This is a genomic window from Brevundimonas sp. MEB006b, from assembly GCF_030209705.1.
GTDB lineage: Bacteria > Pseudomonadota > Alphaproteobacteria > Caulobacterales > Caulobacteraceae > Brevundimonas.
Window position 1 is genome coordinate 166407 of sequence record NZ_JARVRL010000004.1, and the last position, 13628, is coordinate 180034.

The window sequence follows — 13628 nt, forward strand, 5'->3', positions numbered from 1 at the left end:
CAGCGCAGCTCTTACGCCAGGGCGGCGCGGACCTTGTCGGCGACGGCCTTGAAGCCGGTCGCGTCGGCGGCGATCGCGGCCAGAACCTTGCGGTCCAGTTCGATGCCGGCCTTGTTCAGGCCGTTGATGAACTGGCTGTAGGTGAAGCCTTCCAGACGGGCGGCGGCGTTGATGCGCTGGATCCACAGGGCGCGGAAGTTGCGCTTCTTGGCGCGACGGTCGCGATAGGCGTATTGCCCGGCGCGGTCGACGGCGGCCTTGGCCGTACGGATGGTATTCTTGCGGCGGCCGGAGAAGCCCTTGGCCTGCTCCAGAACCTTCTTGTGCTTGGCGTGCGAGGTTACGCCACGTTTAACGCGAGCCATGTCGCTATTCCTTCAAATTCTTTGGGATGGAGATCAGTCGTACAGCGCGCGCCGATCAGGCGTACGGCATGTAGGATTTGATCTTCTTGGCGTCGGCGTCGGCCATGACCGAGGTGCCGCGGTTCTGGCGGATGTATTTCGAGTTGTGGCTGATCAAGCGGTGACGCTTGCCCGCAACGCCGGCCTTTACCTTGCCAGTGGCCGTGAATTTGAAGCGCTTCTTGGCGCCCGACTTCGTCTTCAGTTTCGGCATTTCAGTCTCCTTTTTGGAGGGCTACCGTCCTTCGGACTGCTTGAGCCCGTGGGGAGGTGTCTCTCCAGAGTTTAAGAACCGCCCAGGCATGCCTGTTCGCCTGGCGGTTCGGTACGCGAAGGCGCGGCTTCTACGTGAAGAGCGCCGCCATTGCAAGACGAGTCAGGCCGGGGCTTTGACGCCGCCCTCGCCGCTGCGAATGACGCGACCGGCGTTGATCGCCATCAGGGCCGCCGGGATGGTCAGCAGCGCCCCGATCACGAAGGGCCAGTCATGCCCCAGCCCCGAGAACAGCGCGCCCGCGATCATCGGCCCGAAGATGCGCGCCACCGAGCTGGAGGCCATGTTCAGACCCAGCATGGCCCCCTGCCGATCTGGCGGCGAGGCGCGGCTGATCATGGCCGAGATGTTGGGCATGGCCAGCGACATGCCGCACGCGCCGATCGCCATCACGATCGGAATGATCCAGCCCTGGACGACCGGGATCGTCAGGGCGCCCAGCGCGAGCCGCGTCGCAGGGAACCACGCGACCGGCGCCAGCACCTGCAACACCAGCGAAGTTCCAAACAGCAGCATGCCGGTGGCCAGCACGCGCGATTCGCCGAACCGTCGCGCCAGCCGCCCGGCGAAGAAACCTTGATTCAGCGTGGAGACGATGCCCACGATCATGAAGCTGAGCCCCACTTCGCGCGCGCCCCATTGATAGCGGCTCTCGGACCACAGGCCGAACACGCTCTCCATCGCCGAAAACCCGGCCATATAGATCAGGGTCACGACCAGCACGCGCGACACCACCGCATTGTCGCGCGCATCCTTCAGCCCCGCCAGGAAGGCCGGACGCGGCGCGGCAGGATCGGCCTTGGCCCGGCTTTCGCGCAGGAAGACGACCACGCCGACCGCCGCAACCGCCGCCAGCGCCGCCGCCAGGAAGATCGGCAGCTGATAGCCCAGCCGTCCCAGCTGCGGCTGCGTCAGCAATCCACCCAAGCCCGGTCCGACGATGAAGCCCAGGCCGAACGCGGCGCCGATCAGACCCATCCGCCCGGCCCGCTGCTCGGGCGGGGTCACATCGGCCACATAACCCTGGACCGTCGAGATATTGCCCGCGCCCAGGCCGGTGAACAGCCTGACCGCGATCGCCAGCCAGATGTTGGGCACGAAGGCCAGCATCAGATAGCCCAACGCATTGGCGATCAGGGTCATCAACAGCACGGGCTTTCGACCGATCCGATCCGACAGCCGCCCCCAGAACGGCTCGGCGAAGAACTGACCCAGCGAATAGGCCGAGAACATCAGCGTGATCTGCCACGCCTCGGCCTTCAGGCTCTGGGCGAAGAACGGCAGCAACGGCACCACCAGCCCGAACCCGACCAGATTGATGAACACCGTCGCAAACAACACAGCCAGCGCCGGTGTCTTGAGCTTGGGCGTCGTCGGGTTCGCGGTCATGTCGCAGCTTTAGCGCGACACCTTGCCTCAATCGACCGGATTGTTGGCCTCAAGGAACCGCACCGTCTCACGCAGCATCTGCTGACGCGTGTCGGCGCGCGACAGCCAGTGGTCCTCGCCGGCCAGTTCGATCAGTTCGACCGGCTTGCCTGCCCGCTTCATCGCCTCGGCCATGACGCGGCTCTGCTCGATCGCCACCACCGTGTCGTCGCGGCCATGGATAAGCAGCAACGGTTTGTCGACCGTATCGGCCAGATAGGCCGGCGATAGGGCGTCCAGCGCCCGGTCGTTCAAGCGCGCCGCGCCCATGAACCGGTTCCAGTAGCGAACGGTCTGGCTCTCGCGCCGTCCTTCCTGACGCGCCTCCCAGTTGACCATGCGGCGCAGGTCGGACACGCCGGCGACAGCGACGCCACAGCGATAGACCCCCTTGTCCAGCGTCAAACCAGCCATGGCGGCATAGCCGCCGTAGCTTGCGCCGACGATGCACACGCGTTCGGGATTGACGATGCCCTGCTCTGTCAGGAAACGCACGCCGTCTGACAGGTCGGTCTGCATCTTGCGACCCCATTCGCCATAGCCCGCCTCCATAAAGGCCCGCGTATAGCCGTCCGACCCACGGAAGTTCGCCTGCAGCACCGCATAACCGCGCGACGCCAGCGCCTGGGCCCACCAATCAAATCCCATCACGTCGCGCGACGCGGGGCCGCCATGTGCCAGCACGATCAGCGGCAGCTTCTCCGGCGTTGCGACGCCAGGCGGCAGGGTCAGATAGCCCGGAATGTCCAGCCCATCTGCGGCGGCATAGCGAATGTGCCGCACAGCGCCGACCTTCTCGGGCGGAATGTCTGGGTAGGCGAAGGCCAGAGCGTCAGCCGTGCGTCTGTCGAAATCAACGAGTTGATAGAGGCCGGATTCGCCTGAGTTGGTGAACACCAAAATCCGCTTCTGATCTGCGTTCCAGGACACCAACTGCGGCGCCTTCTCGCCAAAGGCCCGCGTGATGGAACGCCATCGGCTGGCGGAGGCGGGCTCGATGAACTCGTAACGCACGCCATCGTCTTCGGTGCGTGACCCGCCGATCAGGAGGCGGGTCTGAGGATGACGCAAAAGGTTGTCGGGATGATGCTCGAATGGCAGTTCGGTCCAGACACCCGTGTCCACATCGACCTCGAACAGATTGTTGGCCGTTTCGCTCTCCGGATCGGCGGCGGCGAGATCAGGCCGATCCGCAGCGACAAGAATCGTACGCGGCGTTCGCCCCATGCCGAGCAACGCCGGAGGATCGAGTGGAGCGTTCACTGACCAAGCATCGCGCAAGCGACGGCCGTTCGGCAGCATCAAGGTCCAGCGACCGCTACGCTCGACATAGGTCGACATGGCGATAACGGCGCCCTCGGCGTCCAACACATAGTCTTCGGTGTCCCAGTCCATAGGCGCGACGGACCGCCCCCGGCCCGAGGTCAGGTCGATCCGGAAGAGATCGACTTGGCCGCTATAAAGATTGACCGCACGCGCGAACAGCGCAGGCCCTTGGGCGGTGTCGCGGATCTGGGCGCCGCCATAGAGAACCGGAAGAACATCGTCCGTGCGGTCCAGAACACGCGCCAGCTTCTGGGTCTTAAGGTCCAGTATCACGCCGAAATAGAGCTCGGACCGCGGGATGCCTAAAAGATGCAGCGCACGCGTCTGGGAGCTGATGATCAGCACCTTGTCTTCGCCGATCCAGCGCAGATCGCGGACCTTCGCCTGACCGATGGTCGAGGCGAATAGATGCTCGCCCGTGTCGATATTTGTGACCGCGATGGCGCGCTCTTCACCGGTCACGACGATGCGGGCGATAAGCGTTCCGCTGGGCGAAAGCTCCATCAATTCCACGGCCGGAGAAGCGGCGTACACATCGATGGGGGGAGGTGCGTTCTGTGCGAGGGCCGCCGAAACCAAGCCGCCCATCAGGGCGGCGACACTCACCACGGCCAGGATCAACCCCGACAGACCAGACTTCAGCATGAACGCCCCCACTCAAGGCAAGGCTCAACCAGAAGACGCAGATTTACGCAAGCGGCAGATGCGCAAAAACAAAACGCCCCGGTCGTGGGACCGGGGCGTTTCGTATTCAGCGATGGATCGCGATCAGCGCGGGGCCAGGATCATGATCATCTGGCGGCCTTCCATCTTGGGCGAGAACTCGACCTTGGCGACTTCGTCGAAGTCGGCCTGAACCTTGTTCAGCAGCTTCATGCCCAGTTCGGGGTGGGCCATTTCGCGACCGCGGAAGCGCAGGGTGACTTTGACCTTGTCGCCTTCCTCGAAGAAGCGGTGCATGGCCTTGGCCTTCACCTCATAGTCGTGGGTGTCGATGTTCGGACGGAGTTTGATCTCCTTCAGTTCGACGACCTTCTGGCGCTTGCGCTGCTCGGCCTTCTTCTTCTGTTCCTGGAAACGGTGCTTGCCGTAATCGAGGATCTTGGCCACCGGCGGCTCGGAGGTGGAGACGATCTCGACCAGGTCCATCCCGGCTTCCTCGGCGGCTTCCAGAGCAGCGGAGGTGGGCATGACGCCCTGTTTTTCGCCGTTCTGGTCGATGAGCAGAACGCGAGGGGCGCGGATATCCTGGTTCATACGCGGCCCGTCTTTCACGGGTGGCGCTTGCATGGGACGGCGAATGGGCGTCGTTTCCTTATGTGGTCAGAGAAGGCGTGTGTCGTGATGAGCGAATGCACGCGGCGATCGCCACGTTCCCCTCAAGGCCGGCAATATGCGCCGCGAGCCCCGATTTTTCAAGGGTTCGCAGGCGTTTCGACGATGTAGGCGTCATGCAGCGCCAGCACCGCGTCGAAGACGTGATCCACCGTCAGGTCCTCGATCGGCGCGAACTGGCCGCGCGTCTCGTTGGACGCCGCCGTGCGCGTCTTGGGTCCCCACGGTCCATACAGCCACCACTCGGTCGGACCGAACAGACCCAGGGTCGGCCGGCCCAGCGCCGCCGACACGTGCATCAGACCCGAATCGTTGCCGACGAACAGATCGGCCCGATCGATGGCGGCGGCCGAGGCCAGGATGTCGCCCTTGCCGACGAAATCGATGCCGCGCGGCCCCGCCGCCTCCAAAGCCGGGGTCGCCGGGGGCCGGTCACCCGGCCCGCCCACCGGCATGAAGCGCCAGCCGTTGAAGCGCGGCTCGGCTTTCAGCTTCTCGACCAGCGCGCCCCAGCGATCGGCGGGCCAGCTCTTGCCCGGCTGATGCGCGATGGGGGCCAGGGCGATTATCGGGCCGGGACCCGCGCCGCCCGCCAGCTGCGGATCGATCACGGCGGCGGCCTCGGCCCGCGCCTGATCGTCCAGGAAGATTTCGGGATCCAGCGGCGTCGGCGAACCCATCAGCCGCGACACCATCTCGACCTTGCGCAGGCCCGTCTCCCACGAGCGGTTATAGACGATGCGCCGCTTCGCCGGGATCAGATAGCTGAGCGCCGAACCCCGGATGTCGATCACCAGATCCCAGCGCGTGCCGACGACCTGTTTCCACAGATCGAGCCAGTGGCCAGACAGCTTCTTCTTGTCGAGCACGATGGTGCGCACCACGCCGGGCGCATTGCGGAAGAAGGGCGCGGGCGGCCGGCCGCAGGCGACGGTGATCTGCGCCCCCGGGACCTGACGCGCGATCTCGCGGATCACGCCCGACGAGATGACGCAGTCGCCGATGCGGTTGGAGGTGACGAACAGGACCTGGGGTGCGGACATGGGTCTGTGTTCCGCCATCGCGCGTCGCGGTCAAGGGTGACGACGGAGGAAAGTCCGGGCAGAACGGCGCCATGACCGACATCCAGCACCTGTGCCGCCCCGACGGCGAAACCCTGGCCTTCAAACGCGTCGAAGGCGGCGGCCCGACCGTGATCTGGGTGGGCGGCTTTCGTTCGGACATGGAGGGGACCAAGGCCCTGGCCCTGGACGTCGCCGCGCGCGAACGCGGCTGGAACTTCGTCCGCTACGACCATTTCGCCCATGGCCAGTCCTCCGGCGACTGGAGAAAAGCCACCATCGGCCGCTGGCGCGAGGACGCTGTCGCCCTGATCGACAGCCTGTCCGGCCCGGTCATTCCGGTGGGCTCCTCGATGGGTGGCTGGGTTTCGCTGCTGGCGACCCTGGCGCGGCCGGATCGGATCAAGGGCCTGGTTCTGGTCAATCCGGCCCAGGACTTCACCGAACGGCTGATGTGGCCCGGCCTGGCGGACCACGAGCGTCAGGCCATCCTGCGCGAGGGCGAAACCCTGATCGTCGAGGAGGGTCTGGGCGAATATGTCCTGACGCGGCGCATGTTCGATGAGGCGCGCGACTGGCTGCTGCTGGACGGCGTGATCGACATCGCTGCGCCGGTTCATGTCCTGCAAGGCCGCGCCGACGACGTCGTGCCGTGGCGCCATCAGGTCGAACTGGTCGAACGGCTGACCGGCGGCGACGTGCGCCTGGACCTGATCGAGGGCGGCGATCACCGGCTTTCGACGCCGGCGGACCTCGACCGACTGGTCGCTGCGGTCGAGGCGATGCGGGGCTAACCCCAACTTGTCGTCATCCTCCGGCAAGCCGCATCTTCGCGGCGCAGACCGGGGGACCCAGCGGCGCCGAAGGCGATGCGGCCACGGCACCACTACAAAAACCTCGTCCGCGACAGGGTCGCGCTATCGCACGCCGCTGGGTCCCCCGGTTCCGCTGCGCGGCCCGGAGGATGACGAAAGAAGACTATTTCGCCCCCGTCAGCGCCCCATACAGGTCCGTCCGCCGATCGCGGAAAAAGCCCCAGGCCGCGCGGTACTTATCCAGTTCGTCCAGATCGAAGCGGTGCACCAACACCCCCTCCTCGGCGCCCAGTTGCTCGACCAGTTCGCCCTGCTGGTCGGCGATGAAGGAATGGCCGTAGAAGGTCTGGCCGACCTCGGTCACGCGCTCATGACCGATCCGGTTGGCGCCGACGACCGGCACGGCATTCGACACCGCGTGTCCCTGCATGGCCCGCCGCCACGGCTCGGCCGTGTGTAGGGTCGCATCATGCGGCTCAGTGCCGATGGCGGTCGGATACATCAGGACGTCGGCGCCCATCAGCATCATCGCCCGCGCCGCTTCCGGGAACCACTGGTCCCAGCAGATGCCGACCCCGACCTTGCCGAAGCGCGTCTTCCAAACCTTGAAGCCCGTGTCGCCCGGCCGGAAATAGTATTTCTCCTGATAGCCGGGGCCGTCGGGGATATGGCTCTTGCGATAGACGCCCAGCGCTTCGCCGTCAGCGTCCAGCATGACCAGCGAGTTGTAATACTGCGGCCCGTCCTTCTCAAAGATCGAGACCGGAATGGCCACGCCCAGTTCCTTGGCCACCGGCGCCATGGCCACAACACATGGGTGTTCGCGCCATTCATAGGCTTTTGTGAACCAGTGCTCCTCCTGCGAAACGCAGAAATACGGTCCCTGGAACAGCTCCGACGGCAGGATTACCTGCGCGCCCCGCCCCGCCGCCTCGCGCACGAAGGCGGTGGTCTTTTCGATGTTCGCCTGCATGTCCTCGCCGTACGAGGTCTGGATGCCGGCGACGGTGATGGTTCTCGGAGTGGCGAGTGACGAGTGGCGAGTGGCGAGGGAAGTCATTTCGTGCGTTCCTCGAGCTTTGAGATGAGGCCGGAAAGCATACGGCTGATTTCGTCGGCGGCGTCGAGCAACCGCGTGAGCGCGGCCTGCTCGATGTAGCCCAGCCTCTGGGCAAGGATGAGTTGGGTTTCCACCTCAGCCAGAGAGCCTCGGGCGATGGAAAGGAAGCGCAGAAAATCAGGCGTGCTGCGACGCGCGCAACCTTCGGCAATGTTGGACGGCACGGACACGGCCGCGCGCCTGACCTGACTGATCAGGCCGAACCGCTCGTCGGATGGCCAACTGCGGCTTTCCTCATAAACAAGCTCCACCCAGGTCAGGGCTTTCTGCCAGACGAGCAGATCACGATAGTGGCGGACCTCGCCACTCGCCGCTCGCCACTCGCCACTCATTGCGGCTCCTGCTGGGAGATGCAGTGGAACGAGCCGCCGCCGGTCAGGATGGCGTTGGACGGCAGCGGAATGATCTCGCGATCGGGGAAGGCGTCCTTCAACGCCTGACAGGCCATGTCGGCCGCACGGGCATCCCCATAGGTGGGTACGACCACCGCGCCGTTGGCGATCAGGAAGTTCATGTGGCTGGCCGGGATCGGGCGTTCGTCCTCGTCCAGCACCAGGCCCGGCGACGGGATGCGCACGACCTTCAGCCGACGGCCCGCCCCATCGGTCACGGCGGCCAGATCGCGCGCCGTCGCGTCATAGACGTCAGCGTTGACGTCGTTCGTCCCCCAGGCGACCGGGCAGGCGACCACGCCCGGCGCGACGAACCGCGCCAGGTTGTCGACGTGCCCGTCGGTGTGATCGTTCAGCAAACCGTCGCCCAGCCACACCACCACCTTGGCGCCGACCGCCTTCTCCAGCGCCGCCGCCGCGACGGCCTCATCCTGGTTCCAAGCGGGATTGCGGTTCGGGTTCAGCAGGCATTGCCGCGTGGTCAGGACGGTGCCCTCCCCGTCATGATCCAGCGACCCGCCCTCCATGACAAAGTCGTTCCAGGTCAGGTCCACGCCCGCATGTCGGCCGATCTGGCCGGCGACCAGATCGTCGCCCGGCATGTCATATTTTCCGCCCCAGCCGTTGAACTTGAACGCGGCGGCCGTCCTGGATCCCGCGCCGAAGATCGGCCCGGTGTCGCGCAGCCAGACGTCACCGAACTCGCCGGGCACGACCTCGACATTCGCCACGCCCGCAAAGCGCGCCTGGGCGTCGGCCAGAACCTCGGCCTTGCCGACCATCAGCTTGACCTGCTCACGACCCGGTCCGGCCAAGGCCCGCACCAGACCCTCGACCTCTTCCTGCGCCTGCTCCAGCGCCTCGAACCAATATTCCGCATGGCTGGGCCAACCCACCCACATGGCGCGGTGCGGCGCCCATTCCGCGGGGATGGCGGCAGCAGTCGGATCGGTCATGCAGGCGTCCTCAAGAAGGGCCGAACTGGGAGCCGCGCCATATGGCCCCAAGCGCCCACGACTTCAACGTCGGCCACGAAAAAGGGCGGCCCGCGAACGGACCGCCCTTCATCGTTTCAGTCTGGCTGAGCCTTAGAAGGCGTACCGAAGGCTGGCCATGATCGTCCGCGGAGCGGCGATGTTGGCAAACGGACGGCTATAGCCGGCGCCGCCGACCACCGAAGACGTGGTCGAACCCAGCGAACCGTAATAGCGCTCGTCAAACAGGTTGATGACGTTGAACTGCAGGTAGGTGCCTTGCAGGCCCAGCGGCGCGAAGTCGAAGCGGGCGTCCAGATCCACGACCGTATAGGCGTCAACCTTCTGATCGTTGACGTCGGTGACCCAACGCTCGCCGACATACTTGCCTTGGATCGCCGCCGAGAAGACCGGGTTGAAATCGTAGGCGATACGCAGGCCCAGGGTTTCCTTCGGCGTCTCGACCACTTCCTTGCCCTTGGTCAGGGCGACCAGGGTGGACGAGATGTTGACGTTGTCCTTCAGCTCGCTCTCCAGCAGCGACAGCGAAGCGAAGATGCTCAACTTGTCGGTCGGCTCCCAGCCCAGCGAGCCATCGAAGCCGTAGGATTCCACAGCGCCGACGTTACGATCAACGTTGAAGCCCAGATCCTGGTCGTACGAGGAGACGATCCGGTTCTGGTAGTCGGTGTGCCACACGGCGGCCGAGGCGATCAGGCTGGAGGTCTGGTAGCGGTAGCCCAGATCGAAGGTCTTGGTGGTTTCCGGCTGGACGTTCGGATTGCCGATCGAGCCGTCGGCGAGACGCGTGACGGAGTACAGGCTGTCCGTACGGGGCGCCGAGATACCTTCTGCGTAGGACGCATAGACCATGTGATCGCCGCCGAAGCGGTAGGTTGCGCCCACGTTCGGCAGCACGTCGTCATACTTCAGCTCGCGCGAGTAAGGCGCGATATACTGGGTCGTTCCGGTCGAGGCGAAGGTGACATTGCCGTTTGCCAGAGAAGCATTCGGCGTCTCGCTGGTGCAGCGCACGCTCGACGACGAGTTCTGCGAGTAGCAGTACTGGTTCAGTTCGCGTTTGAAGAAGGGCATGCGCACGCCGATGTTAATGCGCAGGGCCTTGTCCAGGAAGTCACCGCGATACTCGAAGGCCGCTTGGTTCAGTTCCGCATACGACAGGCGGTCGCGGGCACGCAGGTAGTAGCCGTCCAGGTTGATGATGCGGTTGTTCTTATCGTCCAGACCGCCGAACTCATCGGCAAAGCGCGGATTGGCCGGGTCGCTGAAATCAATGAAGCCGTAGGCTCCGGTCTGGCGGTGACGCCCGTAGTCCAGCGTATAGGCTGCCCGCAACTGGTGATCGTCGTTGATGTTCCAGATCAGCGAGCTGTTGATGCCATAGCGATAGGTGTTCGTGTTCGACGGCGTCATGACGCGGACGGTGTCCAGCGTGTCGCCGTCGCCATTCAGGTCGATGCCGCCGGTGGTGCGCGTGCCGCGGATCAGAGCGTTGGTTTCCGTCAGGGTCGTTTGCTGACCGCCGCCGTTGGCCTGGGTGTACTGGAACGACGGATCGAAGGTGAAGGTCAGCCCCTCGGCCAAGGTGAACTTCGAGTTCAGGCGGACGTTGCCAGTGTCCGAAGGGTTGATCCGTAGACCGTAATAGGCGGCAGCAGAGGTGCTGGAGGTGTTGCTGTCAATATCGGCCAGCCCGTTACGGAAGGTGGGGGCGGTATAATTGGTGCTGTAATCGATGTTCCAGCCGAACGGGCTGGTCTCAACTTCGGCTGGCGTCACAACACCGAGCGCCGACGTCGATTCAAGGCTCGGGCTATAGTACGCGAAGTTGCGGTTTTCATTGTAGTGGGCCGACAACGCCACGAAGTCGCCGTTCGAACCGACCGGCTGATAGATGCGCATATTATACTGCGTCTTCTTCAGGTCGCCCTCGCCTTTGAACTTGTCGTACTCTTGGTGCGAGACGGCGAACCAAGCCGAGGTTCCCCACGGACCAACTTGACCTGTATCGACCAGCGCCATGATGCGCTTATAGTCGAAGTCACCCAGTGAGCCTTGAATCCAGCCGCCGAAGTCAGCCGCCGGACGACGCGAGGTATAGTTGATGGTGCCGCCGGTCGCTGAGGCGGTCGGGCTGTCGACGTCGGTCGTGCCGGTGTTGACCGAAGCTCGCTCGATCAGTTCCGGGTCCAGCTGTTGGTTGGTGTAGCTAGCGTAGTTGCCGGTGTCGTTCAGCGGAATGCCGTCGAAGGTCAGCGAAACGCGGTTGCCGTCGAAGCCGCGCAGACGAATGTTGCCGCCCGATGAGCCATAGGGGTCGTTGTTGGTGAAGTTCAGGCCCGGCGTCAGGTTCAGGGTTTGAACAATGGTCTGACCGGCGGCTTGGGTCGAGATGAACTCCTGCGTCACGGTCGAGCGCGTCTTACCGGCGGTTTCAGCAACGATGGTGCCGTCGGTGGTGCGTGGACCTCGGGTGCCGGTGACGACCACTTCCTGCACTTCGGTCGCTTCCGTGCCGGTCGATTGAGCGGAGGCGGCGCCGGCGAAGGCCAGCGAGCCGGCAAGGGCGGTGGTCGCCCAGATTAGGCTTTTGCGAGAAATCATTACATCTATCCCCAGATGGACGGCGCGAATGGCGTTGGCGTCAGGCGTCCATCGCCTGTCGCAATCCAGCCCCCTCTAGGGCGCATGTTGAAACCTTGGGCGACAGTTATGTAACAGCAATATGACAAGGGGGGAGGGTGGTCTGGGCGCCACACCCTGCGGCGGCTGGGCTAGGCTGACGCCCGCTCGAAAACGTCCGCGATGCCGTTCGCCGTCGGCACGATGGCGTGCGGCTCATGATAGTTGCCGTTCACCTGACTCTGGGCGATCACATGCGCGCGGAAGCGTGTGAATAGATCGCTGTCCGGCGCCTCTGGCGCGCCCCAGAAATCTTCTAGTGGTTTCTGGTCGGTCAGACCCTCGAAGTCGAAGAAGGCGTCCCCCAGAACCTTGACCGGCGTATGGAAGCCCAGCGCGGAAAGCGCGGCGCTGGAATTGTTGACCACCATCCCCAACGACGTCCGACATAGAGCCGCGAGATTGCCGCCATCGATGAAATCGACACGGCCAATCAAGCCATGCTCCTGAGCAAGCCGCATCGTGACGGCGCGGAGATTGACAATCCCCGGATCCAACGGATGGTTCTTAACCACGAGGCGCGCCTCAGGCGGCGCCTTGGCGGCGAAGCTGGTGATGACGGCGGTCAGGAAGGCGCGGTTGTCAGCGTATTGCGAGTAACGCAGCAGTTGCGCGTCGCCTTCGCGTTGCAGGCAGGCGATAAAGAACTTGCCCCTGGCCCTAATGATGTCGGCATCGCAGTTCTCGGGCCGACGGAACGCCAGACTGACATAGCGTCGGATATGGCCCAGGCACTGTTTCAGCGGGGAAAAGACATAGGGCGCAGCATAGTTTGGGAAGAATGCTTTTCCCGCGACCTGCACCGTATGATAGGCGCTGATGTTGGCGACGTGGTGCGGCAGGATTTTTCCGACTGCGACAGGTTCGAGCAGCTTCGGCGCCGGTTCGGGATATCCGTGGCGGAAGCGTGGCAGCGCGCTGGAGCCGTTTACGCCATTGCGCTCGACCGTGACCCAATCAGGACGAAAATAGCCGTTTTCTAGAACCCAGACACGAGCGTTCAGGGTGTCGGCTGCCGCCAGAACCGCGCGGTTGTAGGCGCCGGCCTCGCCAAAGACGATGACGTCGCTGAAATCCGCGACGATGTGCGCCAGACCATCGGACCAGGATTTCGCCGTATCCTTGAAGACCAATCCGCCCGGTCTGCGCCAGTTCATCGCATCGCCGGCGTTGAAGATCATGCGATTGACGACCGCGCCGCGCGATTCGAGCACCGAGGCCAGTGCGGCTCCAAACGATCCGAATGGTGCGGAAACGATCAGGAAACGACGGCCCGACAGGCCATGTCGACCACCTTGTCGTGTCGCGGGGAATGCAGAGACGACCGTTGGCTGAGGAAGCGCAGCTGTACGCAGCCGCAGAGATACGCTGGGCCGAACGTCATCTGCCCTTAATCGATAACGGCGACGACGCCGCGCCGACAGAACTCGAGAAGACGAACGCACGTCTACCATCACGCCCACCGGTACAATGACGGAACAGAAACCGCTTCGGCACGGCCGTTGCAACCGAAGAGTTTGTTGACAAAGGGCATCGTCGCCCTTTTGTCGCGACCACCTTTCGGGATCAATCGAAAACGCCCGAAGTTCAGGAATTTTAAAACGTGGCTTTTTGAGCGTTGTTTTTTAGCATCAAAGCCGCCGTCGCCGGGAAGGCGACGACGGCTCGATGTCTTTGGAACGACGACTTCCATGCTTCGCAGGTTGCTGGTTGGGTGATCCCAACCAGCTCCCTTAAAGCTTTAGAAGTTGATGTCGATGGTCGCGCGGCGGTTGAGCGGTTCGCGCACACCGTCG

At 64.0% G+C, this 13628-nt stretch carries 13 protein-coding genes; 1 reads left to right on the top strand and 12 read right to left on the bottom strand.

Features of this window, described 5'->3' with window-relative positions; genetic code table 11:
* Positions 1-11: 11 nt before the first annotated feature.
* From rplT to QRN13_RS06275, 6 genes are all read right to left on the bottom strand, one after another.
* On the bottom strand, positions 12-365 hold the full coding sequence (gene rplT / locus QRN13_RS06250; RefSeq protein WP_017506327.1) for a 50S ribosomal protein L20: 354 nt from the start codon (positions 363-365) through the stop codon (positions 12-14).
* Between the two features lie 55 nt (positions 366-420).
* The gene (gene rpmI / locus QRN13_RS06255; RefSeq protein WP_003166435.1) at positions 421-618 is read right to left on the bottom strand and encodes a 50S ribosomal protein L35; all 198 of its coding nucleotides are present in this window, start codon (positions 616-618) and stop codon (positions 421-423) included.
* Between the two features lie 162 nt (positions 619-780).
* Positions 781-2067 carry an MFS transporter gene (locus QRN13_RS06260; RefSeq protein ID WP_284877263.1) on the bottom strand — a complete coding sequence of 429 codons (1287 nt, stop codon included), beginning with the start codon at positions 2065-2067 and terminating at the stop codon, positions 781-783.
* Positions 2068-2094: 27 nt separating this feature from the next.
* Positions 2095-4077, bottom strand: a complete 1983-nt coding sequence (locus tag QRN13_RS06265) for an alpha/beta hydrolase family protein (RefSeq protein ID WP_200918514.1) — start codon at positions 4075-4077, stop codon at positions 2095-2097.
* 123 nt (positions 4078-4200) lie between these two features.
* A complete protein-coding gene (gene infC, locus QRN13_RS06270) occupies positions 4201-4722 on the bottom strand; it encodes a translation initiation factor IF-3 (RefSeq protein ID WP_055752751.1) in 522 nt (173 codons plus the stop codon).
* Between the two features lie 125 nt (positions 4723-4847).
* Positions 4848-5810, bottom strand: coding sequence for a glycosyltransferase family 9 protein (locus QRN13_RS06275; protein WP_284877265.1), 963 nt, complete (start codon positions 5808-5810; stop codon positions 4848-4850).
* Between the two features lie 71 nt (positions 5811-5881).
* Here QRN13_RS06275 and QRN13_RS06280 point away from each other — a divergent pair, with 71 nt between their 5' ends.
* Positions 5882-6622, top strand: a complete 741-nt coding sequence (locus tag QRN13_RS06280) for an alpha/beta fold hydrolase (RefSeq protein ID WP_284877266.1) — start codon at positions 5882-5884, stop codon at positions 6620-6622.
* A 184-nt stretch (positions 6623-6806) separates the two neighbouring features.
* Here the strand turns inward: QRN13_RS06280 and aguB are convergent, their stop codons facing one another.
* From aguB to QRN13_RS06310, 6 genes are all read right to left on the bottom strand, one after another.
* On the bottom strand, positions 6807-7703 hold the full coding sequence (aguB, locus tag QRN13_RS06285; RefSeq protein ID WP_284877267.1) for an N-carbamoylputrescine amidase: 897 nt from the start codon (positions 7701-7703) through the stop codon (positions 6807-6809).
* Positions 7700-8095 (bottom strand): four helix bundle protein, encoded by a 396-nt coding sequence (locus tag QRN13_RS06290; RefSeq protein ID WP_284877268.1) that lies wholly within the window; start codon positions 8093-8095, stop codon positions 7700-7702. Before QRN13_RS06290 ends, aguB begins: the two co-directional genes overlap by 4 nt.
* Positions 8092-9111, bottom strand: a complete 1020-nt coding sequence (locus QRN13_RS06295; RefSeq protein WP_284877269.1) for an agmatine deiminase family protein — start codon at positions 9109-9111, stop codon at positions 8092-8094. The genes QRN13_RS06290 and QRN13_RS06295 overlap by 4 nt, the downstream gene beginning before the upstream one ends.
* A 132-nt stretch (positions 9112-9243) precedes the next feature.
* The gene (locus QRN13_RS06300) at positions 9244-11754 is read right to left on the bottom strand and encodes a TonB-dependent receptor (protein WP_284877270.1); all 2511 of its coding nucleotides are present in this window, start codon (positions 11752-11754) and stop codon (positions 9244-9246) included.
* Positions 11755-11924: 170 nt separating this feature from the next.
* Positions 11925-13340 (bottom strand): capsular polysaccharide export protein, LipB/KpsS family, encoded by a 1416-nt coding sequence (locus QRN13_RS06305; protein WP_284877271.1) that lies wholly within the window; start codon positions 13338-13340, stop codon positions 11925-11927.
* An 88-nt stretch (positions 13341-13428) separates the two neighbouring features.
* Positions 13429-13628: hypothetical protein (locus tag QRN13_RS06310; RefSeq protein WP_284877273.1), on the bottom strand; the 200-nt coding region annotated here is incomplete at its 5' end.

Bases quoted from the DNA above. Each gene is read 5' to 3' on its own strand.
- rplT (WP_017506327.1), bottom strand. From the start codon at position 365: ATGGCTCGCGTTAAACGTGGCGTAACCTCGCACGCCAAGCACAAGAAG.
- rpmI (WP_003166435.1), bottom strand. From the start codon at position 618: ATGCCGAAACTGAAGACGAAGTCGGGCGCCAAGAAGCGCTTCAAATTC.
- QRN13_RS06260 (WP_284877263.1), bottom strand. From the start codon at position 2,067: ATGACCGCGAACCCGACGACGCCCAAGCTCAAGACACCGGCGCTGGCT.
- QRN13_RS06265 (WP_200918514.1), bottom strand. From the start codon at position 4,077: ATGCTGAAGTCTGGTCTGTCGGGGTTGATCCTGGCCGTGGTGAGTGTC.
- infC (WP_055752751.1), bottom strand. From the start codon at position 4,722: ATGCAAGCGCCACCCGTGAAAGACGGGCCGCGTATGAACCAGGATATC.
- QRN13_RS06275 (WP_284877265.1), bottom strand. From the start codon at position 5,810: ATGTCCGCACCCCAGGTCCTGTTCGTCACCTCCAACCGCATCGGCGAC.
- QRN13_RS06280 (WP_284877266.1), top strand. From the start codon at position 5,882: ATGACCGACATCCAGCACCTGTGCCGCCCCGACGGCGAAACCCTGGCC.
- aguB (WP_284877267.1), bottom strand. From the start codon at position 7,703: ATGACTTCCCTCGCCACTCGCCACTCGTCACTCGCCACTCCGAGAACC.
- QRN13_RS06290 (WP_284877268.1), bottom strand. From the start codon at position 8,095: ATGAGTGGCGAGTGGCGAGCGGCGAGTGGCGAGGTCCGCCACTATCGT.
- QRN13_RS06295 (WP_284877269.1), bottom strand. From the start codon at position 9,111: ATGACCGATCCGACTGCTGCCGCCATCCCCGCGGAATGGGCGCCGCAC.
- QRN13_RS06300 (WP_284877270.1), bottom strand. From the start codon at position 11,754: ATGATTTCTCGCAAAAGCCTAATCTGGGCGACCACCGCCCTTGCCGGC.